Origin of the sequence: Agarivorans litoreus (assembly GCF_019649015.1) — a bacterium.
GTDB lineage: Bacteria > Pseudomonadota > Gammaproteobacteria > Enterobacterales > Celerinatantimonadaceae > Agarivorans > Agarivorans litoreus.
Map to the genome: position 1 here is coordinate 4,197,312 of NZ_BLPI01000001.1, position 26,042 is coordinate 4,223,353.

Below are 26,042 nucleotides of genomic sequence, written 5' to 3' on the forward strand. Positions count from 1 at the left end.
TAGCTAAATCAGGCTAACTATGCTGTAAAAATTTGTCACTAGTAGTTTAAAAGTGAATGGTGCATACTACCCTGTATATAAAAACAGTAAATGGAGGCAGCGGTGGCTGTAATTATTAAATATGTCGTCGAACGTAACGGTGTAGAGAAAATGACTTTTAGTTCAAAAAAAGAAGCCGACAATTACGACAAAATGTTAGACGTAGCTGATCAGCTTACATTAATGATAAAGCACGCAGAACCTAAGATGAACGAGCAACAAGCCGAGAATTTAGGCTTCTACCTTTCTTCTCAGCGAAATGCACTGCAACAAGTGCTTAAAGGCCAGGAGTTTGATGCATCGATGATTGAAGAAGAGGAGTAATGCAGTGGCAGACGTATCTTCGCGTTATTTAACACTAGGTAAGCAATTAGACGCTTTGTTAGATAAAGACTTACCTTATATTTCTAATCTAGCTAATTTTTCTGCCTTATTATGGCTCGAGTTAGAAGAGATTAACTGGGTGGGGTGTTATTTGGCCGATAAAGCTAAAAAACAGCTGTTCTTAGGGCCGTTTCAAGGTAAACCTGCCTGTACTTCAATTCAAGTTGGTAAAGGTGTATGTGGTTCGGCCTTTGCGCAGCAGCAAACCTTTCGTGTTGAAAATGTTCATGAGTTTCCAGGACATATCGCTTGTGATAGTGCTAGCGAATCAGAAATCGTAGTGCCTCTATATCTTAATGGGGAACTGTTTGGTGTGGTGGATATTGATAGTCCTCGTCTTAAACGATTCGAGCTAAGTGACCAAATTGGCATCGAGTATTTAGTTAAGGTGTTGGAAAATAAACTAAGTGATGTGCATTTTTAATGGCTTTTCAATATACGCTCACTATAATAGCCGAAATCAGCCCTGTCGCTGTACCAGTAAAGATGTATAAGAAAGGTCATCATGGAACAAACTAACAAACTGAAAAATAGCAAAGAAGTCATTCAATATTTGGCGACACAATTCCCAAACTGTTTTTCTACAGAAGGTGAAGCCAAGCCGCTTAAAATTGGTATTTTTCAGGACTTAGCTGAACGTCTAAAAGAAGACGAGAAAGTAAGTAATACCGTACTACGTTCTGCATTGCGTCAATATACGTCTAGCTGGCGTTATCTACATGGCGTAAAAGTTGGCTCTAAACGCGTTGACTTAGACGGTGTAGAAGGCGCTGAAATTGAACAAGAGCATGTAGAACATGCGCAAAAGACCTTAAAAGAAAGCAAAGATAAAGCTTTTGCTAACAAAAAGGCTCAAGCCGAAAAAGCTGACAAAAACAAAGCTGCTGCACGTAAACCAAAAGCTGATTTTAAGCGTACCAGTAAACCTAAAACTAGCGACAGTAAACCAGCAGCTGACAAGAAGCCGATTGAAAAAATCGACAGTAAAGATTTAGTTGCAGGGAAAGATGTTCGTGTATTGGTTGGAAAAACACCAATGCCGGGTCAGATCTCAGAAGTAACAAAAGATGGCATTGCTGTTACGCTTAAAAGCGGTATGTTAGTTAAAGTTAAAGCAGAACATATCGTTGCATAATTGATTTAGTAGTGAGATAGGTGCCTATGAAATATTTGAGCCGTCTGTGGCTATTCTTTTTAACGCTTAGTTACTCAACTCTGTTGTTGGCTCAAACGCCTACATTAGGACAAGATGCGCTACCCACTTTAAGCCAGCAAAGCCAACATGCTACAGCGGCAAAAAGAATTAGTGCTTTATACACCCGCTCTCACTACCGCAGTGTTCCTTTCGACGATGAATTATCTAGTGAAATCTTCGATAAGTTTATTCAGCAACTCGATTACAACCGTAGCTTATTTTTGGAAGAAGATTTCTTACGCTTCGAGCGTTATCGTTACAGCCTCGATCAAGATATACCAGCAGGTAGATTAGAACCGCTTTATTCAATGTTCGACCTGTCGCTTAAACGTCGCTACCAACAATTAGTGTATTCTTTGCAAGTGCTCGATGAGCCAATGGATTTTACTAAAGACGAACAGTTTCAATTTGACCGCAGTGAAGCCGAATGGCCCAAAACCCAAGCTGAGATCAAAGAGCTGTGGCGCTTAAAAGTAAAATACGATGCGCTGAACCTAAAGTTAGCTGGTCGAGAACACGACAAAATTGTTGAAGTATTGGCCAAACGCTACAACAGTGCTATCAAACGTTTAGTGCAAACTAGCAGCGAAGATGTTTTTCAAACTGCAATGAATGCTTATTCTCGCGCTATCGAACCACACACCAGTTACTTATCACCACGCACTGCAGAACGCTTTAAAATGGAAATGAATCTTTCCTTAGAAGGTATTGGTGCGGTACTTCAAGGTGAAGATGAGTACACAGTCATTCGAAGTTTGGTTCCAGGTGGGCCAGCAGCACTGAGCAACCAGCTAGGCCCTGAAGATAAAATTGTTGGTGTTGCTCAAGGCGAAGATGAAATTGTTGATATTATCGGTTGGCGGTTAGATGACGTTGTAGATCTAATTAAAGGTCCAAAAGGAACTACTGTTCGTCTTGAGATTCTTGCATCAGGTGGCAAAGTAGATGGTAAAACGAAAATCGTTGATATCGTTCGCGATAAAGTTCGCCTTGAAGATCGCGCAGCTAAAAGCGAAGTTATAGACATTGAAGGCAAGAAAGTAGGGGTGCTTAATGTTCCTAGTTTCTATGTGAATTTAAGTGAAGACGCCAGCAAAGAGTTACGTAAATTAGATGAAGAAAATATCAGTTCTTTGATTGTTGATTTACGTGGTAATGGAGGTGGTGCATTAACTGAGGCTACTGCTTTGACCGGATTATTCATTCCACAAGGTCCAGTAGTACAAGTACGTGATCAGCTTGGTCGAATTACAGTAAATAACGACACAAGTAATTCAGTAACTTATAGTGGACCAATGGTTGTTTTAATCGACCGTTATAGTGCCTCTGCCTCTGAGATTTTTGCCGCTGCCTTGCAAGACTATGGCAGAGCAATTGTTATTGGTGAGCAAAGTTATGGTAAAGGTACCGTCCAGCAGCACCGCGGTTTAGGTCGAATTTACGACTTATATGAAAATGAACTCGGCCACGTTCAGTACACTATTGCTAAGTTTTACCGTATAAACGGAGGAAGTACTCAACATCGTGGAGTAATTCCGGATATTTCATATCCTTCCGCTTTGTTACCAGAAGAAACCGGTGAGAGCGTTGAAGATAATGCTTTGCCTTGGGATAAAATTAAAGCGGCTAATTACAAGTTGCTTGGAGATGTTAGCCCATATATTGAAGTTTTAGATAAAAAGCATCAAGCACGTATTGCGAACGATCCAGAGTTTCAGTATATCATTAGCGACATAGCTGATTATCGCAAAGATAAAGATATAAAGTCGGTAAGTCTTAATGAGAAAGCCAGAATTTCTCAGCGAGATGAAAAAGAGCAAAAACAACTTGCTCGTTTAAATGAACGTTTAGTTCGTCTAGGCTTAGATCCGGTTAAAGACTTAGATGACGCGCCTAAAGATATTGATTTAGATGATGCTTTCTTAACAGAAGCTGCAGAAATTGCAGTTGATTACTTGGAACTTCGTAACCCTAGTTAAACTCATTTTGTTATCGATAAAAAAGCCAGCTAATCGCTGGCTTTTTTGTTTTTTAACTTGAAACTGTTCTAACAAGGGGCTGCAACGATCGATTGTTGTAGTTTTTTCACTTCTACAATCTTTACGGAGATGGTATCACCCACGCTATATTGTTTGTCTTTAGTAGCTAAACGGCCCAACTCAGTTTCGATAGTGAGTTCTTCATCTTTACCAGCAAGCTTAGTTTTTGGCACAAAAGCCGAGGCACCACTGTCAACTAGACGAATATTAAGGCCCCCACGGTTTATATTGCTAATTTCTGCCAGCAAACATGTATTTGGATCTTGTTCTGCAAAATACTCGCAATACAAGTAGTTAGCCATTTCTCGTTCAGCAAACTTTTGCTTCTTGCGATTTTCACTTAGATGTTCGGATAGCTCTTCAGATAATGGTGAAGAAGGTGTTTCGCCATTAATCACTGATTTAATAAGGCGGTGATTCAGCAGGTCGCTATATTTACGTATTGGAGAGGTCCAAGTTGCATACTTAGCTTCGCCCAAACCAAAGTGAGGCAAACACTTTTCATTATAAACACCAAAATTAAAGTGGCGTTTTACCAACTGATCTAAACATTTATCGCCAGTCGCTGCGATGTTTCTTCTTAGTTGGCAGAAGTAGTCGAGGTCATTGAGCTTTTCTCGCTCAATTGGTAACTCAAACTTGGCCAGAAGCTCTACTAGTCCGTCTAGCTTCTCTTCTTTAAAACCAGAATGACATGCAAACACACCGAAGCCGAGTTTTTCATCTAGGAAGCGTCCACCACAAATGTTGGCTGCCACCATTGCTTCTTCAATCATGCGGTTTGCACTGCGACGAGATTGGCGAAGAATATCGATAACCTGACCTTTATTGTCTAAGACAAACTCGTAGTCGGCTTGGTCTCCAAACACAGAAGTGTTCTCTGCGCGCCATTGATTACGTTGCTCACTAAACAAGTTAAGTTGTTGTAACGCTTCAGCTAACTCTGCGTTTGTTGCAAGTTCAGTCGTATTTTGTTCTATAAAGTCAGACACCTGATTGTAGTTTAGGCGATGTTTGGACTGAACAGTGGCTAAGTAAAACTCAGCATCTTTGTGTAGTTCACCATCAAGTCCAATAAGCATTTCACATACTAAGGCTGGACGAACTTGGTCAGCGACTAGCGAACAATGTTCGTTGGCCAACTTACTTGGCATCATCGGCACAGTGCGTGCAGGTAAGTACAAAGTGAATGCTCGTTGTTTGGCTGCTTTTTCAAGTTCGCTTTCACTGTTAATGTAAGCACTTGGATCCGCTATAGCGACTTTTAGCTTCCAATTTTCTGCTTCGCGCGTGATCGAAACAGCATCATCCATATCTTTGGTATTTTCACCGTCGATAGTGAAAAACAACTCGTTGGTTAGATCACGACGCTCAACTTCTTGATCAATAATCGTCAGGTCTTCAGTGAGTTCAGGCTGATCCCAAGCTAATTGGTGCTTTTTAGTTGTGGCTTTCCATCGGGCAAAGTTATCATCACTTTCTGCGATAAACTCGAAGATCTCAGCTTGGAAGTGTTGTTCTTTAAGTGCGTGTTTAACCAGCCTAGCCAACACCCAATCACCTTGTTTGATTGAGAATCCACTATCTTTTATCACTTTTGCACTTAACAACTGGTTGATCAATGGATGGTCAACCTGCAGCTTAGTGCGTTTATCAACAAATTTCACACGGGCCACAAAGGTATCTAAAGCGGCTTCTACTAGTGTTTCTGGCTCTGCTGCTTCTTTACCATTATTATTGCGAATAGCTGCGCTAATCCGGTCGCCGTGAATCAACTTTTTCATCATTGGAGGTGAGATGAAATAGCTTTTTTTGTTGTCTGTTTGAAGGAAACCGAAGTTCTTCTCAGTAGCTTTTACTACACCTTCAACAGTGGGAATGGTCTCTCTAATTTGCTGCTTTAGTTGAGCCAATAGAGGGTTATCTTTAAGCATAAAGGCTTCCATTTTTTATCGTGAAGGCACTATACCCAAAGGTTTATCGCTATTCTAGCGAAACAGTACTGGTTTATTGGGTTTGGCTCGAGCTAAACTAAAAACAAATCAGTAATGACTAAAGAGCAGGGATGAGTAAAAATCAAGAAAAGCATCAGCAACGACAGGAAAAGTTGAAAGCAAGTGTGGATGCTAAAGTTGAAGATGCGCAAATTGAAAAGGGCTTAGTACTGGTTATTACCGGTAATGGAAAGGGTAAATCGACGGCTGGTTTTGGTAATGTTGCGCGTGCTACTGGGCATGGTTACAAAGCTACGGTGGCGCAATTTATTAAAGGCGGCTGGGAATGCGGAGAACGCAATCTCTTGCAAAACAACGGAGTAGAGTTTGCCACTATGGCAACAGGGTTTACCTGGGAGACTCAAAACCGAGAACTTGATACCCAAGCTGCGCAAGAAGTATGGCAACGCTGTAAGCAGTGGCTAGCTGATTCTTCCATCTACTTGGTGTTGTTGGACGAAATTACTTACATGTTAAGTTATGACTACCTAGATGTTGAAGAGGTTGTTGAAGCAATTAAGCTACGACCTGCAGAGCAAACTGTAGTGGTAACTGGCCGTGCATGTCATCGCAAAGTGCTTGATATTGCAGACACCATTTCTGAAGTAAAAAATGTTAAGCATGCTTTTGAATCAGGAATTAAAGCTCGCCAGGGCATTGATTGGTAAATTTCTAAAGTGGCTTTAGGGCCACTTTCTCACCTATATTTAAGTATGCGAAAGTATTTTCTGCTATTTTCCTTTTTCTTAGAGAATAAATTTAATATTCGGCTTATCCATTAAAACTGTGCCAACCTTTTCTAAAAACATATTCGTACACTGTATCAAACGCACTTAGCCGAGATAATCCATGAAACAGTGGCAACAATACATAGACTTAGTTCAATCTGAAGTGGTACCTGCATTAGGTTGCACCGAACCCGTTACTGTTGCGCTTGCTAGCGCTAAAGCTGCAGAATTACTTGGCGGTTTACCAGACTCTATTCAAGTTAAGGTAACTCCAAATCTATACAAGAATGGCATGGGAGTATTTGTACCTGGCACTGGTAAGGCTGGTTTACCTATAGCTGCTGCTGTAGGAGCGACAGCTGGAGATGCGAGTAAAGGCTTAGAGGTACTGGCGACAATCTCGGAAGACGCGCTTCGCAAGGCAAATCAAATGCTGAGTAAACGCCAAGTTAGTGTATCAATGGTAAGCAATGATGATGTGTTGTATACGGTGGTAAATGCCAGCCGCAATCAAGATAAGGTTGAGGTTTGCATAGCAAAGTCACATACCCGCTTTGAATACATCGTAAAGAATGGAGCAGTGTTGCAGCAAGCCAACGCTGTGCAATGTGTTCAAACCACTGAAACGAACCACCTTAAACTTTCAATAGAGCAGATCGTAGACTTTGTTGAAAACGTGCCGCTTACACAGATTGCTTTTATTAAACGTGCCGCTAGCTTAAACCGAGCGTTAGCTGAGACTGGGTTGTCGGGGAACTACGGCTTAGCGCTAGGCGCTAGTTTACAAGCGCAAGTAGAGCAGGGGCTACTTGCCGATGATTTGATAAATCGTGCGATGCGTTTGGGCGCGGCAGCATCAGATGCTCGAATGGGCGGAGCGCAACAAGCGGCAATGAGTAACTCGGGTAGCGGAAATCAAGGCATAGCTGCAACCATGCCGGTTGTGGCTTATGCAGAAATAAAACAGTTAGATGATGATGCTTTTGTTCGCGCTTTAATGCTAAGCCACTTGGTTGCTATTTACGTTAAGTCGAAGCAAAACAAATTGTCAGCCTTGTGTGCTGCCACTACCGCGGCTATGGGGGCTAGTGCAGCACTCACTTGGTTGATGGGAGGTAAGTTGGCTGCAATTCATCGTGCAATTAACTCTATGGTTGGAGATGTTTCAGGGGTGTTTTGCGATGGCGCCAAAGCCGGTTGTGCAATGAAGGTATCAACTGGAGCTAGTAGTGCAGTTAAGTCTGCCATTCTCGCTGTTGCGGGTAGTAGCGTATCGGCTCAGCAAGGAATTGTGTTTGAATCAGCCGATGATAGTATCGCTCAACTCGGAATTATGTCCAAAACTGCCATGCTTTCTACGGATGAAGCCATTATCGCCACTATGCAGAACAAGCAGGCTAGCTAAGCTTGTAAATTAAGAGCAATTGAAAACCAAGCTTTGCTGTGAGTTTGCGCTTTGCTAATAAGATTTGCTAGTCTTAAACAATGAATTTATGACACTTTCGCCCAAAACAATTATTAGGGTCTGTTGATCTTTGCTGATGGTTTTTAAAGCAATTTATTAGCCATTTAGGCAAGGCAGTGAGTGTGCAGTTAAGTGGGCTTAATATTCGCTCGCTAACGCTGAATAAATGGCTAAGAAATGCTGCCCGAAGGGTTCGGATAATCGAACTTTACTCTTTGTTAAGCACTTCTTGCTTAGCCCACTAGGCTTCTAAGTGCTCGCCGCGATTAAAGCCCGCTTATCTCGAACAAAATTTCAACACCAAAGATCAACAGACCCTAGCCATAGAGCAAATATTACTGATGCCTTATTTGCTTTTTCCTACCTATAGTTACTTAGTTTTAGTGGCAGCTTCTAAGGCAAACCTTTGTAGGTCGTTAACCAATTTTCTGTTGCTCTTCGGATTAACTCGTGCGTTGAGGGTCTTCAGCTTTGGTCCGAATATGGGGGAAATTTTACCGCCGTTAATGCTTATAGTGGTGGTATTGTTTCCTGTTTATCGGTTCACCCGGTCACTTCAGCAGCCAAGTGTTAGCGCCAAATGGCTTTGGTTCATCGCTATTATAGCCGGGCTGGTGCATAGCCTTAGTTGGGCACTTTGGTTTGTCGCTATGGCTAACTTTTAATGAGTGACAAATTGCGTTTGTAAAGCATCCATGGCTAGTTGGACTTTTTGCTTTTCGTTGGGGTTAATTTTATGTACCAAACTAAGCTCAAAGGGATAACTGTATTCATTGGGTTTTATTAAACGAATGGTTTGCTGGTCTATATAGCGCTGCGCTTCACTTAAGGGTAAATAGCCAATGTAGGCGCCAGATAGTATTAGGGCTAACCGGCTGTCGAATTGGTATCCTTTAGCGCCAAAGTTAAGTTGCTGAAGTTGAGCGCGTCCTTTTGGGTTTAGCTCAATACTAGGGTGAATCGCAGCATGTTTAGCTAGTAGCTCGCGATCTATATCTGCGTCGAGAGTGCTAAACAACGGTGATTGCTTGCTGGCACACAAATAGATAGATTCACTAAACACTACTTCACTCAAGAGTCCGTCAATGCTTCGGTAAGCAGGGTAAAACCCAACATGAGCTTGGTTGTTGATCAAGGCTGACTCAATGTTTGCTACTGATTCCATGTTAAGTGATATACAAAGTCTTGGTGCTTGCTGTTTAATTGCGGTCACTGCCTTGGCTATGTTTTCAATACTCCTGTGATCAAGCAGATCGGAATAAAGGATAACAAGCTCGCCAGTAAGAGGTTTTCCCAAGTTATCTACCAGCGAAGCAAATTCCTGAATAGACGAAAACAGCTGTAGGCAAGCCTGGTAAACAGTTTGGCCTCGCTCGGTAAGGGCAAAACCGGCTCTGCCTCTAACACATAACTTAATGTTCATTCTGCTTTCAAGGCTAGACATATGAACACTAATGGTTGAACGAGTGATCCCCAAACTATGTTCAGCAGCCGCGAAGCCACCATGCTCAACGACTGCCTTAAATACTCTTAACAAGCGCAAATCATATTCACTAAGCTGTTTTCCAGATAAGGGGTCTAACATAGTTTTATAGATACCAAACTAAAGTTTTATTGTTTGATATTTAACATCGTTTTAGATTGGTATTCAATGGACTAAAACAAGTTACAAGGGAAGTGAGCACTAATGGAAGCGATTAAATACTCAAGTTTGATAAAAACACGGTCTTACATCAATGGCTGTTGGCATGCTTCTCAGCAGCGTTTTCCAGTACATAATCCGGCTAATCAGCAATGCTTGCTTGAGGTTGATGACTGCGGCTTACAAGGTGTTGAATTGGCAATCCAGGCTGCTAAGGCTGCCCAAAAAGCGTGGGCTGCTAAATCGGCCAATGAGCGGGGTAATTTGCTGAGAAAATGGTATCAACTGATTATGCAGCATCAAGACGATTTAGCGAGCATTCTCACCCAAGAGCAAGGTAAGCCCTTAGCTGAAGCAAAGGGAGAAATAGCTTATGGTGCCGCTTTCTTAGACTGGTTTGCTGAAGAAGGTAAACGCTGTTACGGCGATGTAATACCAGCGCCAGCTAGTGACAAACGTATTGTTGTGGTTAAGCAAGCTGTGGGTGTAGTGGCTGCAGTAACGCCTTGGAATTTTCCTAACGCCATGATTGCACGAAAAGCTGCAGCTGCCTTAGCGGCAGGTTGTACTTTTGTGGTTCGCCCAGCTCAGCTTACCCCAATCTCGGCGCTAGCGTTGGCGCAATTGGCCGAAGAAGCCGGCATTCCACCAGGTGTGTTTAATGTAGTTGTAGGTGAAGATGCCAGGGGCATGGGCAAGTTACTAACCGAAAGCCCAGATGTGGCCAAATTTACCTTTACTGGCTCCACGGCGGTGGGCAAACAACTTATAGCTCAGTGTGCGAGTACGGTTAAAAAAGTATCTATGGAGTTAGGAGGAAACGCGCCATTTATTGTATTTGATGACGCCGATATTGATGCCGCGGTGCAAGGAGCGATAGCTTCAAAATACCGAAATGCTGGTCAAACATGTGTGTGTGCTAACCGCTTTCTGGTTCAAAAGGGTGTTTATCAACAATTTAGCGAAAAGCTGGCAGAAGCACTAGCAAAACTCACTGTGGGTGACGGGATGCAAGCGAATGTCGATATAGGTCCAATGATAAGTGAGCAAGCAAAAGAAGCTGTGCATGAATTGGTGGTTGATTCACAGAAAGCCGGCGCAAAGGTTATTTATGGCGGGCAAGCTCATCAAGCAGGAAAACAGTTTTATCAACCCACCATTATGACTCAGGTAAGCAATGATATGCCGATTGCCAAAAATGAGATATTTGGCCCTGTAGCACCACTAATTATGTTTGATACAGAAGAGCAGGCCATAGCCTTAGCCAATGATACTGAATATGGTTTAGCAGCTTATTTTTACACTCGCGATATTGGTCGAGTATGGCGTGTTGGTGAAGCGTTGGAATATGGCATGGTTGGCATCAACGAAGGGATTATCTCAAATGCTGCTGCACCGTTTGGTGGCGTTAAACAATCGGGTAATGGGCGAGAAGGCTCGCACTATGGTTTAGATGACTACACAGAAATTAAGTATTTGTGTATGGGCGGCGTAAACAGCTAACAATAGGAGACAGGGATGAATAACCAGCAACTACAAGAAAGAAAACAAAGTGTCATTGCACGCGGCCAAGGCAATGTTTATCCAGTTTATGCTGAGAGAGCGTTAAATGCTGAGCTGTGGGACGTAGAAGGTAAGCGCTATATAGATTTTGCCACTGGTATTGCTGTATGTAATACCGGCCATAGCCACCCAAAAGTTGTGGCTGCAGCAAAACAGCAACTGGATAAGTTTAGCCATACCTGTGTAATGATTAATCCCTACGAGAGCGCAGTGGAGTTAGCAGAAAAGCTAGTCGCTATTGCGCCAGGTGATAGTGATAAAAAAGCCATGTTTGTAACTACCGGAGCAGAAGCGGTAGAAAATGCGGTTAAAATCGCACGGGCTGCTACTGGGCGTCGCGGGGTTATTGCGTTTAATGGCGGTTTCCATGGGAGAACAAATCTTACTATGGCGTTAACCGGAAAAATTACCCCTTACAAACATCAATTTGGGCCCTTTGCCGGAGATATTTATCACGCCCCTTATCCTATGCAAATGCACGGTATAAGCAGTGAGCAGAGCCTGCAAGCACTCAACAATATCTTTAAGGTCGATATCGCTGCAGAAGATGTAGCGGCATTAATCGTTGAGCCGATTCAAGGTGAGGGTGGTTTTTATCCTGCTCCTAAAGAATTCCTACAGGCACTTAGAGCGCTTTGTGACCAACACGGTATCGTTTTAATCATGGATGAAATCCAAACTGGATTTGGAAGAACCGGTAAAATGTTTAATTGCGAGTACGCCGATGTTGAGCCTGATTTGATTACCATGGCAAAAGGCATTGCCGGCGGCTTTCCATTATCGGCGGTGGTTGGTAAATCATCAATAATGGATGCTCCTTTACCTGGTGGATTGGGCGGTACCTACGGTGGCTCACCGGTAGCGTGTAGTGCGGCTTTAGCAGTACTTGATGTGATTGAAGAGCAAGATTTGGTGGCGCGTGCTAATCAAATTGGCCAACAGTTTGGCGAATACTTGCATCCGTTGCAGCAGCAATTTCCCGGCCTGATTGGCGACATTCGCATTTCAGGGGCGATGATTGCCATGGAGCTTATCGAAAATGGTGATGTAACTAGAGCCAATACCGCATTAACTCAAGCGCTTATTGCCAATGCCGCAAATTATGGCCTTGTACTATTAGCCTGTGGTTTTTATGGGAATGTGATTCGCTTTCTACCAGCACTAACTATTGAGGATGAGATAGTTGATGAAGGCATGCAGCAGTTTTGTCGCTTGTTTAGATCTTTAGCCAGTTAATTCAAAGCAAATTCAAACAAGTTAACTTAAAGCAGCGCTCACTAAGCGCTGCTTTTTTTGTTGTTTTAAAGCTATACAAGCGCTTGCTGCTTAGCTATGTTGTTATCTAAGGTCATGATTAAAAGCAATGTTTTGTGATAGCCTCGCTTTCTAAATTGCTTAAGTAATTAACGTTTTATAGGAAATAGAATGCCGCACCCTTTGCCCAATAGCCCGAGCACTTTACTTGTTTTACTAAGGTGGCTGTTATTGCTAATCCCCTTGGCCTTTGTGGTAGGTTCGTTAAACGCCTTGTTTTTGTATTTGCTCGATTATGCTAGCCATACCCGAGCCGATAACCCTTACTTGTTGTACTTCTTGCCTTTGGCCGGCGTAGTGGTGGTTTTTATCTATCGCCGTTTTGGAAAAAACTCCGAATCAGGCAACAATCTCATCATTGATGAGATCCATCAACCTGGTGCAGGTATTCCTGCTCGTATGGCGCCTTTAGTGCTAATTTCTACAGTAGTTACGCATTTGTTTGGTGGCTCTGCTGGTCGCGAAGGAACCGCTGTGCAAATCGGCGGAGCATGCAGTGCCGCTTACGGGAAGCTATTCAAACTTAGTGGCCGAGACTATCAAATTTTGCTTAGCGCAGGGGTAGCTGCTGGATTCTCCGCGTTATTCAGTACGCCTCTTGCCGCTACTATTTTTGCAATTGAGGTGTTGGCGGTTGGTAGGATCCGCTTTGACTCAGTCATTCCCGCTTTATTTGCAGCGATTTTAGCTGACTTAGTATGCTCCGCTTGGGGCACGCCTCATACCCAATATAAAATCGATTTTCTGGAACACGTGATGCTGTTTGAGCATCTGGTTCATGTTGATTTGATCATGTTAGGTAAGGTACTTATCGCCGCTATAGCGTTTGGTATAACAGGCTACCTGTTTGGCGAAACGGTGTTTGTACTTAAAGATATCTTTAAACACCTATTTAAGAACCCCTATTTGATAGCAGTAATTGGCGGACTCATAGTTATTGGCATTGTGAGCTTAATAGGCAATCAAGACTACATAGGTTTGGGAGTTAACAGTTACCGAGAAGGTGGGGTAAGTATCATTAGTGCCTTTAACGAAGGAGGAGCAGAATGGTACAGCTGGATGCTTAAGTTGTTGCTAACGGCAATCACTCTTGCTGCTGGCTTTAAAGGTGGTGAGGTAACGCCATTGTTTTTCATCGGGGCTACCTTAGGTAACACCTTGGCGTGGATAATGGGCGCACCAGTGGATTTATTTGCAGCAATTGGCTTTATTGCAGTGTTTGCCGCAGCTACCAATACACCGTTAGCCTGTACCATTATGGGTGTTGAGTTGTTTGGCTCTGATCATTTACTCTATTTTGCTGTAGCTTGTTTCGTTGCCTATTACTTTAGCGGTCACACCGGTATTTATTCTGCGCAACGGGTGGCAGTGCCAAAGTCTACAAACTTTGCGGCGCACGAGAAAACCTTGGGTGAAATTAGGGCGGCCAATAACCGTTTGGTGTCTTGGTTGAAAAAACGAAACAAATAAATGCAAGTTAAAACGCCTCACTCATCTTTATTAGTATTGGTTATATTGCTATGGCCTAATATAGCGTTTGCTTACCCTGGCAATTTAACCACTCATTTTGAAGGTGAAGAGTTAAAAGCAACCGTAAGCTCAAACACTGATCGACCTATCCGTTGTCAACTTTCTGCGGGCCCAGATATTGTGTGGATGGAGATTGATGACAAACAAGAGAATTTTAAATTTGCCAAAGGCTACAAAACTCATCACCTTAGCCTGTATTGCAAGATCATCGAACAGAAGACCAAGGCAAGGCCTTGGCGACTAAACCCCTATAATACTCCCATTCCTGAGTGGAATAAGGTCATCTTTCCAGATTAGCCTTGGCAATGTTAAGCCATTTCTATAGCTTGTTACTGAGCTTTAAATGGGCAGGGTGAACCGTCAATGACTAAATCACTTAGTCTCTCGGGTTTTGGTATATCTTGTTCATCAATATCGAGTTGGCTAGCCAGTAAGCGGCTAAACATTTGCCAGCTTTTTAATTGGCAAAACTCTTCGGTTTCACCCGGATAGGGTTTAGCTAACAGTGGCGCTAAGGTTGAAGAGGAGGTAGCAAAAATGGTTAATAACCATTTTAGTTCAGCAATGTTGAAGTGTTTTACATACCCTTGCTTGTGGCATTCAATCACTAGGTCTTCAAGAATCTTTCGTACTTGAGCATCTTCTTCTAAAAAATACTCAAACAATTCTTGTTCATTGTTTACTGCATCATTAAGCAGCCTAACCGGCTGAGGATCGACTTGAAGTGCAGCTAAGATCTTAACCAGTAAATCAAACAACTGATGACGACAAGACAGGCCTTGTTTTTGCTCTGAAACTAGCAAGTTTACATAGTTTAAAAACCGCTGGTGCATGCAGTCACATATATGCTGCCAAATTTGCAGCTTAGAGCCAAAATGATGACGGATGAGGGTATGAGACACACCTGCTTGTTCACTAATCGCGCGCAGTGATACAACGGCATAGCCTTTACTGGCAAAAAGATCTGCGGCAGCGATTAAAATCTTGGTACGGGTTTCTTCTGCTACTTTGGCGCTTTGTCGTCCGGTGCGTTTTTCAGTCATCTTCTACAATTACTTAACTCTAATTCACGGTGCTTTTAAAACTAAGCGTAGTCTATCATAAGTTTTACTTTCCACGCGGAAAGTAAAACTTGATCAGCAAGAGGGTGATCAATATACTTTCCGACTGGAAAGTATATTGGACTGTTTGTTCAAACGGAGCAACTAATGAGAACATATCTAACAAACAAGGCTGTTTGGCAGCGGCTTAGTTTTGTAGGCCTGATGATGCTGGTATTGCAAGCCTGTGAACCTGCTCATTCAGAGCCTGTTAATGAAATTGTAAAACCCGTCAAGTTGTTGGAAGTACCTGAAACCTTTAACGCTGTTGACTACAATTTTGTGGCGCAGGTTCAGGCAACTAGCCGAGCTCAATTGGCCTTTCAAGTGTCCGGTGAAATACAGCAAATGAACGTGAAAATGGGGCAGCTTGTAAATAAAGGGGATTTACTTGCCGCTCTTGACCCTCATGATTTTCAGTTGGCTGTTGATGCGCGTAAAGCTCAATTTGATTTAGAAAAAGCCCGTCGCACAAGATCTGAGCAACTATTTGCTAAGAAATTAATTTCTGAGGATAACTACGATCAAGTTCTTACAGCCTACACAGAAGCACAGGCTAATTTGGATCAAGCCACCACTGATTTAGCCTACACCAAACTTCACGCACCCTTCTCTGGCGTTGTATCGCTGACTTACGCCAAACAATACCAGTTTGCCGGTGCAAAACAGCCGGTATTGAGTTTGTTAGGCGATGAGCAGTTAGACTTAGTGTTCAACTTACCGGTAAGCATTACAGAGAGCCTGAATTTAGCCGAACTGCGTGAAGCAAAACTCTGGGTTACTTTAGGTAATTTTAAAGGTGTCGAGTTACCCGCTCGTTTTAAAGAGATCTCTACCCAACCAGATCCTGATACTAATAGTTATACGGTTACCTTAACCATCATAAGACCAGAGCACTTAAACATCTTACCCGGCATGTCTGGTGAGGTTTATGTACGTAATGAGTCTGAAACCGATAATGGCTTAGCCTTACCTAAAGGTGCTTTTATCCAAGTTGATGAGCAGCAAGCACAAGTGTGGCGAGTGGTGCCTGAAACGATGCGAATAGAAGCGGTGAATGTACAACTAAATCAACAAGGTTTGGTTATTAAAGGTTTAGATGCCGGAGATAGCATTGTAGTTGCTGGCGCTAAATCGCTAAATGCTGGCCAAATAATACGGCCTTGGCAACGTGAAGGAGGTATTTAAAATGTTGTTAAGACTCCATACATTGGCTGCGTTAACCGTTACCACATTGCTTTCTGCTTGCAGTGAGCCAGTAGAAACCGTCACCGATAATACCTTGTCGGTATTAACAGTTAGTATTAATGAATCTGCAGCTCAGCCGGAACGAGAGTTTAATGCCCGCGTTGAGCCAGCAGAATTGACGCCGTTATCCTTTCGTATTGCTGGCGAATTGACACAAATGTCGATCAAGCCTGGTCAACACGTTAAAAAGGGCCAATTGTTAGCGCAACTTGATAATCGAAAGCTAAAACAACAAGTCGACGATGCTCTGGCAACGTTTAGCCTCGCTGAGCGTCAGTTAAACCGCGCCCAAGGCTTGGTAGGTAAAAGCCTATTGTCTCAAGAAGAATACGATGTGCTTAACGCTAATTATGAGTTGGCAGGTGTTGATTATCAGTTGGCTAAAGCGCAACTAAAATACAGCCAGCTACGCGCACCATTTGAAGGCCTTATTGCTGAAGTGCCAAAGCAGTCTTTTGAAACAATAACGCCCGGCGAGACAGTGCTGTCTATCTATCGAGATGATTTAGTGTATGTTCGGCTGCAACTACCCGATAACTTGCTTGCTCAAATAGACCCAACAGAGCGTAATTATAGCTATCAACCTAAAGCCAAATACGCAGGTAACGATACGCTCTATCCTGTTACCCTTTTAGAGCATACCTCGGAGCCTAATCCCGAGACTCAGGCTTTTGAAGTGTGGATGAGCATGCCGCAAGTCGAGCCAGCAATTTTGCCTGGAACCTCTGTCACTATGTTTGTTGATTTAGATGCGGCTGGCCTTGTAGGGCGCAGTGGATATTTGTTACCTATGACAGCATTAGATCCAGGCAATAACGATCAACAATTTTATGTATGGAAAGTGACCGAAGGGCGTGCCCAGAAAGTTGAGATTCAAGTAGCACAAATACACACTGAAGGCGTGTTAGTAAGCGAAGGCTTAAGCCAAGGCGACCAAATCATTGTTTCAAGCTTAGCCAAGCTTAGAAATGGACTTTCTGTAACCACTCAATCTCAGGAGCAATAAGCGTGACTATTGCTGAATATTCAATAAAAAACAAAGTTATTAGCTGGATGTTTTTGGTCATTCTAGCGGTTGGTGGTGTAGTGTCTTTTACAGACCTTGGGCGTTTAGAAGATCCTGCCTTTACGGTTAAAGATGCCATGGTTATTACCTCTTACCCTGGTGCTACATCAACAGAAGTAGAGGAAGAGCTAACTTACCCGCTAGAAAAGGCGATTCGCCAGTTGCCTTACTTAGATAAGGTAACCTCTACCTCTTCGGCTGGTTTGTCGCAAATTATGGTGAGCATGAAGATGGACTATGGTCCTGATGAACTGCCGCAAATATGGGACGAACTAAGACGTAAAGTAAATGATCTGGAGCCTTCGTTACCGCCAGGCGTAAACCCAGTTCAGGTTATGGACGACTTTGGTGATGTTTATGGCGTCATGTTAATGGTTACCGGCGAGAACTATTCTTACGTTGAGTTAAAGCGCTATGTTGATTACTTAACCCGTGAGTTAGAAGTAGTTGATGGCGTTGGCAAAATCAGCTTGGCGGGTGACCAACAGGAGCAATTGTTTGTAGAAATGTCGCTTAAACGTGTGGCGGCGCTAAACCTAGATATGAACACTGTAGCCGGATTATTAGCCCAGCAAAATGCCGTGATAAGTGCCGGAGAGGTTACTGTTAACTCCCAAACGCTTAAATTACGCCCAACTGGTGAACTAAATTCTATCGAAACCTTTGAAAACCTAATTATTCATGGCCGCGATACCGGTAACCTTATTCGCTTAAAAGACGTAGCTACAGTTACCCGTGACGTGCAGGAAGTACCCAGTAACTTGCTTAATTACAATGGCGAGCCTGCACTAAATCTAGGTATTTCGTTTTCTTCTGGGGTTAACGTGGTTAAGGTGGGGGAGGCTGTAGATGCGCGTTTAGCCGAGCTTGAAAATATTAAACCTGCGGGGATTAAGATCCACACGCTTTATAATCAAGCCAAAGAAGTTGAGCAGTCGGTTAACGGTTTTGTGCTGAGTTTGGCAGAAGCGGTGGGTATCGTGATTGTGGTGCTGTTGTTTACCATGGGCTTGCGCAGTGGAGTGATAATTGGCGCAGTGTTGCTATTAACGGTGATGGGTACTTTCATATTGATGAGTATCTACGACATTGAGTTGCAGCGGATCTCGCTTGGCGCTTTAATTATTGCACTAGGTATGTTGGTCGACAATGCCATTGTAGTTGTTGAAGGTATTTTAGTTGGCATGCAACGAGGTCGAACCAAAGTCCAAGCCGCTAAAGACATCGTAGAGCAAACTAAGTGGCCGTTACTAGGCGCAACGGTGATTGCCATTGTTGCCTTTGCTCCAATCGGTTTATCGCCTGATGCAACGGGTGAATTTATGGGCTCATTGTTTTGGGTACTTTGTTTCTCACTCTTTTTAAGCTGGATTACCGCCATTACCTTAACGCCTTTTCTTGCTGACTTATTGTTGTCGTCTAAAAGCAGCGAGAAACAACAAAACGATGATGATCCCTACAAAGGTGTTCTATTTGTTGTGTTTGGCCGTTTATTGAAGTTTTGTTTGCGCTTTAGAATGCTAACGGTAGCAGTGATGATAATGATGTTAGCTGGAGCATTTTACGGCTTTAGCCTAGTAAAGAACTCATTCTTTCCGCCGTCAAATACGCCAATGTTTTACGTGGATATGTGGATGCCAGAAGGCACCGATATTCGTGACACCTATAAGCAAGTTCAAAAAGTAGAAGACTTTTTGTTAGACAAAGAGCAAGTAGAGTTTGTTACTTCTACAACTGGTCAAGGCTTGCAACGCTTTAGCCTTACTTACAGCCCTGAGAAAAGCTACGAAGCGTTTGCCCAGCTGCAAATTCGAGTGGTGGACCGTGAACAAATGCTAGATCTGATGCGCGAGCTTGATACCAGCTTACGTGATTCTTTTAGGCAAGTGAGCTTTCAATTTCGATTAATGGAAATAGGCCCATCTCCAGCCTCTAAGATCGAAGCGAGAATTATTGGGTCGGATCCTCAAGTACTTAGAGATTTAGCCACCCAAGTCGAAGACATTTTTAGTGCCGACCCGGGGGCGCGAAATATTCGTCATGATTGGCGCGAACGAACTAAAGACTTGCTGCCTCAGTTTAACGAGTCTCAAGCGCGCCGCTTAGGTATTTCTAAACAGGATTTAGCTGACACCTTACAAATGGCTTTTGGTGGAAGCGCCATCGGCTTGTTTAGAGACGGCACCGAGATGCTGCCAATTGTTGTTCGTTTACCAGAAGAAGAACGGGTTGATTTTTCAACGGTGCAAAACTTAAAGCTTTGGAGCCCCGCGCTACAAACTTATGTGCCTATTCAACAAGTAGTGGATGACATTAGCTTAGGCTGGGTTGAACCGCTTATTCAACGTCAGGACCGCAAGCGCACGCTTACAGTATTGGCAGACCATGACATCCTTGGGGATGAAACGGCAGCTAGCTTGTTTGGTCGTTTACGTCCTCAAGTTGAAGCTATCGCTTTACCTGTTGGCTATTCGATAGAGTGGGGAGGTGAGTACGAGTCATCAAACGATGCACAGGAAGCACTATTTAGCTCATTGCCAATGGGTTATCTGTTTATGTTCATCATTACGGTGTTTTTGTTTAACTCTATTCGCCAGCCTATTGTTATTTGGCTCACGGTGCCGTTAGCGGTGATTGGTGTGGCGATTGGCCTACTTGCTACCAACTCGGCCTTTAGTTTTACTGCTTTATTAGGCGTGTTGAGTTTAAGTGGTATGGTGTTAAAGAACGGCATTGTATTGATGGACCAAATTAACATTGAAACTCACTCAGGCAAAGACCCATACCAAGCGGTAGTTGATAGTGCTATTAGCCGGGTAAGGCCGGTGAGTATGGCAGCATTAACTACGATATTGGGTATGATGCCGTTAGTATTTGATGCCTTCTTTGGCTCAATGGCGGTAACCATTATGTTCGGACTTGGTTTTGCTACAGTGTTAACGCTAGTGATTGTTCCAGTGTTGTACGCCTTGTTTTATCGAATAAAACCTAGCCAAGCATAAATGAAAAAGGGCGCAATTAGCGCCCTTTTTACTATCAGTAATATTTAGACCAAATACACTTGAATGTTATTCCCGCGAAGCAGTTCAATCATCGCCTTATCGGCATTTTCTCCGGTAATCACAATGTCTATCTCATCTAAACTAAACAGCGATAATCCTCCAAATACGCCGACTTTATCTGCCGATACCATCGCGACAACTTTGTCGGCGTATTGCAGCATTTTCTTTTCTTCCATAAAGGTAAGTAAAGCAGACTTAGTTAAACCCGCTTCGGTAAGACCATCTCCGCTCACAATTAGATAGCGCCCCTGATACGAAGTATGGTTATCTGGAGACACTAATAAGCTTTGGCTTTTAATGTACTGCCCACCCAAAACAACTAGGTGAGGGTAGCTCTGTGAAATCAAATAAGTAAGCAAAGGCAGGTAGTTAGAGTAAACATGCACATGGGTATCAGTTAAATATTTCCCCATTAAGAATGGGATCTGTCCTTCACCAACAAAGATATTGTCTTTCACTTCGCATAGGTCCACAGCTTTACGCGCAATGCGGTCTGACTCTTCATAGTTCTCATAGTCAGAAATGTTCGGATAAAACCCCACCATTCCAGGTGAACTAACAACATTGGGCGAGAGTATCTTTTCGGCGCCATTACGTATTTTTTTTAGTTTTCCCTGGATATCTAAATCGATAATATCCCGGCGAACCGTCGCCGGCGAACAATTTAAAAGCTCCACTAATTGTTGAACACTGGCCACAGTATTCTCTTGGAGGTGCTCTAAAATCTTGTTATGACGAAGCTTGGCTGGCATTTGAAAACTCTTGAGAAGTATGTGATTCAAAATGATTGTAATTGATTGCAATTTGAAAACTTTTATCTCGATCACAGAGTTTTTGATTACCATTGATTGGCAATGATTGCTAATGATTGTAAGTGCGCTGGTGTTATTGTTTTGTTAAAGCCAATCGTTATATGACGTCAAATCTAATCACCTTCTTTGACACATAAATTCCACTTTCTATACTCGGCTTAACGTGATGCGAGGGATAACAATGAATCAGGATCTGATAACAAAACAAAGCATATTGCTCGACTTTGAAGCTGAGTCTAAAGATGAAGCTTTATACAGTATATGTGCTCAATTGTTTTTGTTACGCAAAACCACAGACCCAACCGGCTTATATAACGACATAATCAAACGCGAGAACATAGTTAGTACATTTGCCGGACAACACACTGCTATTCCCCACGTAATTACTCAGCACATCAATGAACCGGTGTTGTGTTTCGTTCGAGTAAAGGGTGATGAGTTTTACTGGAACGAAGAGGATGAGGATGTTCGCATCATCTTCTTGCTTGCTGTACCTCTAAAAGAAAATTTAAAAAAGCTTAGAGAGTCTCAGTCATACGTATTTTCGTCGATAGCTCAATTAATGACAGATCCTTCGATGATAGAACTATGGCTAACAACAAATGAAGAGCGAGTGATACTCGACAGCTTGAATTTGGCGTTTGAGTCAAATTTCAAAGCAACTACGAGCATAAAGGAATAAGGAGTTAGACTAATGTCTGCGAACAATTTAAAGGTTGGCGTTCAGTCAATCGGACGTTTTTTGAGTGCGATGGTTATGCCAAATATCGGGGCATTTATCGCGTGGGGTTTGATTACCGCATTATTTATCCCAACAGGCTGGTTACCTAACGAGAGTTTGGCCGCCCTAGTTGGACCAATGATCTTGTATTTGCTACCTCTACTGATTGGTTACACCGGCGGTAAAATTGTTGGCGGAGATCGCGGAGCTGTTGCCGGTGCCGTGACTACCATGGGTGTTATTGTGGGAACCGACATCCCCATGTTTATGGGTGCGATGATAGTGGGTCCGCTGGGTGGTCTTGCTATTGCCAAGTTTGATACTTGGGTACATGGCAAAATTAAACCGGGCTTTGAGATGTTGGTAAACAACTTCTCACTTGGGATCATCGGTATGATCATGGCAATGGTTGCTTATGTGATTATTGGCCCGGTGGTTTCGGTGCTAACTACCGCGTTAGGCGATGGTGTGGGCTGGATTGTAGACCGTTCGTTGTTGCCCTTAGTATCGATTATTGTTGAGCCAGCTAAGATCTTGTTCTTGAATAATGCAATTAACCACGGCGTATTTACCCCACTTGGTGCCGAGCAATCTGCAGAAGTTGGCGCTTCTATTTTCTATCTTATCGAAACTAACCCTGGTCCTGGTTTAGGCATTTTACTTGCCTACATGGTTGTAGGTAAAGGCACTGCTCAAAAATCAGCGTATGGTGCATCTATTATCCACTTCTTTGGTGGTATCCACGAAATTTACTTCCCATACATCTTAATGAAACCACGCTTAATCATCGCCGTAATCGCTGGTGGTATGGCGGGCGTTGCTTTCAATATGATTACTGGTAATGCCTTAGTAGGTCCACCATCTCCAGGTTCGGTATTTGCCTTAGTGCTTATGTCTACTGGTGGTATGGGTATCATGCTAACCCTAGGTTCTATTGCTGTTGCAGCAACAACTTCATTCCTCGTTGCATCGGTGATTATTCGTCGAGACGCATCAGAGACTGATGACTTAGAAGCTGCGCAAGCAGCGGTTGATGCCAACAAAGCAGAATCAAAAGGTCAAATCCCTGCAGGTGCTAGCGCTTCAATCGCAGCCGGCGGTGAAGTGAAATCTATTGTTGTTGCTTGTGATGCAGGTATGGGCTCATCAGCCATGGGCGCCACAGTGCTAAGAGGCAAGATTAAAGATGCAGGCTTAGATATCAATGTTACCAATTCAGCCATCAACGATTTGCATGAAGCCGACATTGTAATTACTCAACAAGAGTTGTCTGCCAGAGCTAAAGAGAAGTTACCTAGTGCTCGCCACGTGAGCATAGGAAACTTCATGGATGCAAGCTTCTACGACAAGTTAGTCGCAAGCCTTAAAGCCTGAGCTTAGTCATTTATTAGGTTGCGCCTACAGCACAGCAGCTACGCTGTAGGCCGCATCTATATTAACCATTTACGTCAAATAGCCCAGCCTACGCGGCTCGGTGTTTTGCTAAATCAACAAAACGAGATAAGCATGTCCTTTTTTAAAAGTTTATTCGCTTCCAGTGAGAAAGAGACAGAGGTTGCCTCTCAACCAGAATTGGTGCAGTCAGCCACTATTGAGCAGCCAGTTGCTGCTAAAAAAGAGCCAGATTCGCTACAGGTGGAAACTAAGCAAATCTTTCTAAATCAAAATTTTAATAGCAAAGAACAAGTATTGCGTTTTGTGTCTGAACAAATGTTGGCACTAGGTTTAGTAAACGCCGATTACTTTGAGGCTTTGCAAGCAAGAGAAAACAAAGTAAGTACCTATTTAATTAACGGTGTGGCTATTCCCCATGGCGTTAACGAAGCAAAACCCTTAGTTGCGCAAAGTGGTGTGGTGATTGTGCAAATTCCACAGGGGATTACTTGGAATGACAACGGCGATAGCGTGAAACTGGTTGTCGGCATTGCCGCTAAAGGCGAAGACCATCTTAGTCTTTTACAAACCCTAACTACGGTTGTAATGGATGAAACTTTGTCTGCCCAACTAGCTATTACTGAAAATAAGTTCGACATTATTAACGCCTTAGGCGCTGGTGCTTCGGCAGAAGCAGTGGTTGAAGATGATTTTGCTATTAGCCAAAGTGCTCTTATTGTGGATGAAGCAGGTATGCATGCTCGCCCAGCAAGTTTGCTTAGTGAACAAGCGGCCAGTTTTGCCAATACTCAAATTCGCATTCGAAACGGTGAGCAATCTGCTAATGCAAAATCTATGGCTGCATTATTGGCCATGGGCGCAAAATTGGGCGATTCAGTCGTTGTTTCTGCCGAAGGTGAGCAAGCCGAACAAGCGGTTCAGCTTTTATCAGACATGATTAAAGCGGGCTTAGACAGTGAAGAAGATAACGCTAACGCGGAGTTTAATCCTTTAGCAGGCTTGCCGGCTTTAGCTAATGCTACGGGTGATGCGGTGTTGCAGGGGATGGCAGCCTCTACGGGTATTGCCGCTGCACCTATATTCGTACTGCGTGCTTCAAACATTAATGTTGAGCAGCAGGGCAGTGGCCAAAGTAATGAAAAGCAAGCACTGCAAGAAGCGCTAAGCAAAGCCGCTGAACAAAGCGACGAGTTACATAACAAGCTGTTAGAAAAAGCCCCACAAGAGGCCGCTATTTTAAAAGCGCAAAAGCAGCTACTAAGCGACGAAACGATAAATCAAGAATGCTTGCAATACATAGAGCAAGGCAACAGCGCAGCTTGGTCTTGGCAACAAGCCTTAACGTCACAAATTGATGCTTTATCTAAAGTTGAAGACGAGCGACTAAAGGCACGCATAGCCGATCTAAATGATGTAAGCCAGCGTGTTATCGCCATTCTTACCTCAGCTGAAACACTCAGTTTCCCTGATGAAGAATTCATTTTGTTGGCAAAAGATCTTTCTCCTTCGCAAACTGCTGGCTTAGAAGGCAAAGCGGTAAAAGCCATTGCTACCGAATTAGGTGGACCTAACAGTCATATGGCAATTCTTGCACGAGGCTTGGGTATTCCTGCAGTGGTTGGTGTTGGCGCTGGCAAGTTGTGCGAAGTGGCAGACCAACAAATGGCAGTGGTCGATCCGCAAAGCGCTAGCGTAGTGATTAACCCAAGTCACGAAACACTAGAGCAAGCAAGCCAAAACATCGATACCTGGTTACAAATGCGTTTAGCCGAAGCAGAGCATCAACATGAACCTGCTGTAACTAAAGATGGTCGCCATATTGAAGTAGTTTGTAACATTGCTAAACCTAAAGATGCACCAAGTATCTTGGAAAATGGCGGAGAAGGCGCAGGCTTACTTAGAACCGAGTTTTTGTTTGAAGCTTCAAGCGAAGAACCTTCCATTGAGCAACAGATAGACGCACTTAAAAGCATCGCAAAAGAGCTTGGCGATCGTCAACTTGTTGTAAGAACCGCGGATATTGGTGGTGACAAACCGGTGTCGTGGATGGATATGCCGCACGAAGATAACCCGTTTTTAGGGGTTCGTGGCGTACGTTTATCGTTTAAACACCAAGACATGTTTGAACGTCAACTAGAAGCCATCTATCGCACAGCAATTTGGCAAGTAGAGCAATTTGGTAAATCAGGGATCCACATTATGTTCCCAATGATCGCCAAAATGTCTGAATGGACCAAAGCCAAAGAAATGGCCGATAAAATTCGTGTGTCACTTAATGCACCTGAACTGCCCTTAGGCATTATGGTTGAAGTGCCATCTGCCGCTTTAGTGGCCGACACCTTAGCTAAACATGTCGATTTCTTCTCTATCGGTTCTAACGATTTAACCCAATACACCTTAGCGATGGACAGACTAAACCCAGAGTTGTGCTGTGAAGCTGACAGCTACCATCCAGGTTTGTTGAGGTTAATTTCTATGACCGTTAAAGCAGCCACTGCCAACGGTAAGTGGGTAGGCGTGTGCGGCAACATGGCTGCCGACCCTAACATAGCTTGTTTATTAGTGGGAATGGGGGTTCAAGAGCTGTCGGTAAGCCCCGCCAATGTTCCAGCAGTAAAAAACATCATTCGTTCGGTGTCTTACAGCAAGTTGCAGGCTAAAGCAGAAAAAGCCCTACAAATGTGTAGCTCCGAAGCCGTCATGGCGATGTACAAAAACCATGATGATCTTATTTAGTAGAAAACA

At 43.3% G+C, this 26,042-nt stretch carries 20 protein-coding genes; 16 read left to right on the forward strand and 4 right to left on the reverse strand.

Annotation, left to right across the window (positions count from 1 at the left end; all coding sequences use genetic code 11):
- Positions 1 to 102 precede the first annotated feature (102 nt).
- The 4 genes from K5L93_RS19310 to prc all read left to right on the forward strand — a co-directional run bounded on the left by K5L93_RS19310 (position 103) and on the right by prc (position 3,597).
- Positions 103 to 363, forward strand: a complete 261-nt coding sequence (locus K5L93_RS19310) for a YebG family protein (RefSeq protein ID WP_220721289.1) — start codon at positions 103 to 105, stop codon at positions 361 to 363.
- Between the two features lie 4 nt (positions 364 to 367).
- Positions 368 to 847, forward strand: a complete 480-nt coding sequence (gene msrC, locus K5L93_RS19315; RefSeq protein ID WP_220721290.1) for a free L-methionine (R)-S-oxide reductase MsrC — start codon at positions 368 to 370, stop codon at positions 845 to 847.
- Between the two features lie 81 nt (positions 848 to 928).
- Positions 929 to 1,558, forward strand: a complete 630-nt coding sequence (proQ, locus tag K5L93_RS19320; RefSeq protein WP_220721291.1) for an RNA chaperone ProQ — start codon at positions 929 to 931, stop codon at positions 1,556 to 1,558.
- Positions 1,559 to 1,584: 26 nt separating this feature from the next.
- Positions 1,585 to 3,597: a carboxy terminal-processing peptidase gene (prc, locus tag K5L93_RS19325; protein ID WP_220721292.1), complete on the forward strand. Its 2,013-nt coding sequence runs from the start codon at positions 1,585 to 1,587 to the stop codon at positions 3,595 to 3,597.
- 68 nt (positions 3,598 to 3,665) lie between these two features.
- On the opposite strand, the gene K5L93_RS19330 is transcribed toward prc, so the two are convergent.
- Positions 3,666 to 5,591: an exoribonuclease II gene (locus K5L93_RS19330; protein WP_220721293.1), complete on the reverse strand. Its 1,926-nt coding sequence runs from the start codon at positions 5,589 to 5,591 to the stop codon at positions 3,666 to 3,668.
- Positions 5,592 to 5,722: 131 nt separating this feature from the next.
- Between K5L93_RS19330 and cobO the strand changes: the two genes are divergently transcribed.
- The gene (gene cobO / locus K5L93_RS19335) at positions 5,723 to 6,319 is read left to right on the forward strand and encodes a cob(I)yrinic acid a,c-diamide adenosyltransferase (protein ID WP_220721294.1); all 597 of its coding nucleotides are present in this window, start codon (positions 5,723 to 5,725) and stop codon (positions 6,317 to 6,319) included.
- A gap of 181 nt (positions 6,320 to 6,500) precedes the next feature.
- Complete coding sequence (locus K5L93_RS19340; RefSeq protein ID WP_220721295.1) at positions 6,501 to 7,784, forward strand: L-cysteine desulfidase family protein; 1,284 nt, start codon at positions 6,501 to 6,503, stop codon at positions 7,782 to 7,784.
- A gap of 721 nt (positions 7,785 to 8,505) precedes the next feature.
- Here K5L93_RS19340 and K5L93_RS19345 read toward each other — a convergent pair.
- Complete coding sequence (locus K5L93_RS19345; protein WP_220721296.1) at positions 8,506 to 9,429, reverse strand: LysR family transcriptional regulator; 924 nt, start codon at positions 9,427 to 9,429, stop codon at positions 8,506 to 8,508.
- A gap of 102 nt (positions 9,430 to 9,531) precedes the next feature.
- Between K5L93_RS19345 and K5L93_RS19350 the strand changes: the two genes are divergently transcribed.
- From K5L93_RS19350 to K5L93_RS19365, 4 genes are all read left to right on the forward strand, one after another.
- Positions 9,532 to 10,989 (forward strand): NAD-dependent succinate-semialdehyde dehydrogenase, encoded by a 1,458-nt coding sequence (locus K5L93_RS19350; RefSeq protein ID WP_220721297.1) that lies wholly within the window; start codon positions 9,532 to 9,534, stop codon positions 10,987 to 10,989.
- Between the two features lie 15 nt (positions 10,990 to 11,004).
- Entirely contained in the window at positions 11,005 to 12,285 is a 1,281-nt protein-coding gene (gene gabT, locus K5L93_RS19355; RefSeq protein WP_220721298.1) for a 4-aminobutyrate--2-oxoglutarate transaminase, read from the forward strand.
- Between the two features lie 189 nt (positions 12,286 to 12,474).
- Positions 12,475 to 13,833 (forward strand): voltage-gated chloride channel family protein, encoded by a 1,359-nt coding sequence (locus K5L93_RS19360; RefSeq protein ID WP_220721299.1) that lies wholly within the window; start codon positions 12,475 to 12,477, stop codon positions 13,831 to 13,833.
- Complete coding sequence (locus K5L93_RS19365) at positions 13,834 to 14,190, forward strand: hypothetical protein (protein ID WP_220721300.1); 357 nt, start codon at positions 13,834 to 13,836, stop codon at positions 14,188 to 14,190.
- 32 nt (positions 14,191 to 14,222) lie between these two features.
- On the opposite strand, the gene K5L93_RS19370 is transcribed toward K5L93_RS19365, so the two are convergent.
- Positions 14,223 to 14,936, reverse strand: a complete 714-nt coding sequence (locus K5L93_RS19370) for a TetR/AcrR family transcriptional regulator (protein ID WP_220721301.1) — start codon at positions 14,934 to 14,936, stop codon at positions 14,223 to 14,225.
- A gap of 165 nt (positions 14,937 to 15,101) precedes the next feature.
- On the opposite strand from K5L93_RS19370, the gene K5L93_RS19375 reads away from it, so the two are divergent.
- From K5L93_RS19375 to K5L93_RS19385, 3 genes are read left to right on the forward strand one after another with little or no spacing between them, the layout of a single operon-like run.
- Complete coding sequence (locus K5L93_RS19375) at positions 15,102 to 16,181, forward strand: efflux RND transporter periplasmic adaptor subunit (RefSeq protein ID WP_220721302.1); 1,080 nt, start codon at positions 15,102 to 15,104, stop codon at positions 16,179 to 16,181.
- 1 nt (position 16,182) lies between these two features.
- Complete coding sequence (locus tag K5L93_RS19380; protein ID WP_220721303.1) at positions 16,183 to 17,247, forward strand: efflux RND transporter periplasmic adaptor subunit; 1,065 nt, start codon at positions 16,183 to 16,185, stop codon at positions 17,245 to 17,247.
- A gap of 2 nt (positions 17,248 to 17,249) precedes the next feature.
- On the forward strand, positions 17,250 to 20,309 hold the full coding sequence (locus tag K5L93_RS19385; RefSeq protein ID WP_220721304.1) for an efflux RND transporter permease subunit: 3,060 nt from the start codon (positions 17,250 to 17,252) through the stop codon (positions 20,307 to 20,309).
- Between the two features lie 44 nt (positions 20,310 to 20,353).
- On the opposite strand, the gene K5L93_RS19390 is transcribed toward K5L93_RS19385, so the two are convergent.
- Complete coding sequence (locus K5L93_RS19390; RefSeq protein WP_220721305.1) at positions 20,354 to 21,121, reverse strand: DeoR family transcriptional regulator; 768 nt, start codon at positions 21,119 to 21,121, stop codon at positions 20,354 to 20,356.
- Between the two features lie 241 nt (positions 21,122 to 21,362).
- Between K5L93_RS19390 and K5L93_RS19395 the strand changes: the two genes are divergently transcribed.
- From K5L93_RS19395 to ptsP, 3 genes are all read left to right on the forward strand, one after another.
- The gene (locus tag K5L93_RS19395) at positions 21,363 to 21,863 is read left to right on the forward strand and encodes a PTS sugar transporter subunit IIA (RefSeq protein ID WP_220721306.1); all 501 of its coding nucleotides are present in this window, start codon (positions 21,363 to 21,365) and stop codon (positions 21,861 to 21,863) included.
- A gap of 12 nt (positions 21,864 to 21,875) precedes the next feature.
- Positions 21,876 to 23,276, forward strand: coding sequence for a PTS mannitol transporter subunit IIBC (locus tag K5L93_RS19400; RefSeq protein ID WP_220721307.1), 1,401 nt, complete (start codon positions 21,876 to 21,878; stop codon positions 23,274 to 23,276).
- 132 nt (positions 23,277 to 23,408) lie between these two features.
- Positions 23,409 to 26,033: a phosphoenolpyruvate--protein phosphotransferase gene (gene ptsP, locus K5L93_RS19405; RefSeq protein WP_246615099.1), complete on the forward strand. Its 2,625-nt coding sequence runs from the start codon at positions 23,409 to 23,411 to the stop codon at positions 26,031 to 26,033.
- Positions 26,034 to 26,042: the final 9 nt, after the last annotated feature.

What these genes read in the sequence shown, in the direction of transcription:
- K5L93_RS19395 (WP_220721306.1), top strand. Translation starts at nt 21,363, where the DNA reads ATGAATCAGGATCTGATAACAAAACAAAGCATATTGCTCGACTTTGAA.
- ptsP (WP_246615099.1), top strand. Translation starts at nt 23,409, where the DNA reads ATGTCCTTTTTTAAAAGTTTATTCGCTTCCAGTGAGAAAGAGACAGAG.
- K5L93_RS19380 (WP_220721303.1), top strand. Translation starts at nt 16,183, where the DNA reads ATGTTGTTAAGACTCCATACATTGGCTGCGTTAACCGTTACCACATTG.
- prc (WP_220721292.1), top strand. Translation starts at nt 1,585, where the DNA reads ATGAAATATTTGAGCCGTCTGTGGCTATTCTTTTTAACGCTTAGTTAC.
- K5L93_RS19390 (WP_220721305.1), bottom strand. Translation starts at nt 21,121, where the DNA reads ATGCCAGCCAAGCTTCGTCATAACAAGATTTTAGAGCACCTCCAAGAG.
- K5L93_RS19340 (WP_220721295.1), top strand. Translation starts at nt 6,501, where the DNA reads ATGAAACAGTGGCAACAATACATAGACTTAGTTCAATCTGAAGTGGTA.
- K5L93_RS19345 (WP_220721296.1), bottom strand. Translation starts at nt 9,429, where the DNA reads ATGTTAGACCCCTTATCTGGAAAACAGCTTAGTGAATATGATTTGCGC.
- K5L93_RS19365 (WP_220721300.1), top strand. Translation starts at nt 13,834, where the DNA reads ATGCAAGTTAAAACGCCTCACTCATCTTTATTAGTATTGGTTATATTG.
- K5L93_RS19375 (WP_220721302.1), top strand. Translation starts at nt 15,102, where the DNA reads ATGAGAACATATCTAACAAACAAGGCTGTTTGGCAGCGGCTTAGTTTT.
- cobO (WP_220721294.1), top strand. Translation starts at nt 5,723, where the DNA reads ATGAGTAAAAATCAAGAAAAGCATCAGCAACGACAGGAAAAGTTGAAA.
- proQ (WP_220721291.1), top strand. Translation starts at nt 929, where the DNA reads ATGGAACAAACTAACAAACTGAAAAATAGCAAAGAAGTCATTCAATAT.
- gabT (WP_220721298.1), top strand. Translation starts at nt 11,005, where the DNA reads ATGAATAACCAGCAACTACAAGAAAGAAAACAAAGTGTCATTGCACGC.
- K5L93_RS19330 (WP_220721293.1), bottom strand. Translation starts at nt 5,591, where the DNA reads ATGCTTAAAGATAACCCTCTATTGGCTCAACTAAAGCAGCAAATTAGA.
- K5L93_RS19400 (WP_220721307.1), top strand. Translation starts at nt 21,876, where the DNA reads ATGTCTGCGAACAATTTAAAGGTTGGCGTTCAGTCAATCGGACGTTTT.
- K5L93_RS19350 (WP_220721297.1), top strand. Translation starts at nt 9,532, where the DNA reads ATGGAAGCGATTAAATACTCAAGTTTGATAAAAACACGGTCTTACATC.
- K5L93_RS19370 (WP_220721301.1), bottom strand. Translation starts at nt 14,936, where the DNA reads ATGACTGAAAAACGCACCGGACGACAAAGCGCCAAAGTAGCAGAAGAA.
- K5L93_RS19360 (WP_220721299.1), top strand. Translation starts at nt 12,475, where the DNA reads ATGCCGCACCCTTTGCCCAATAGCCCGAGCACTTTACTTGTTTTACTA.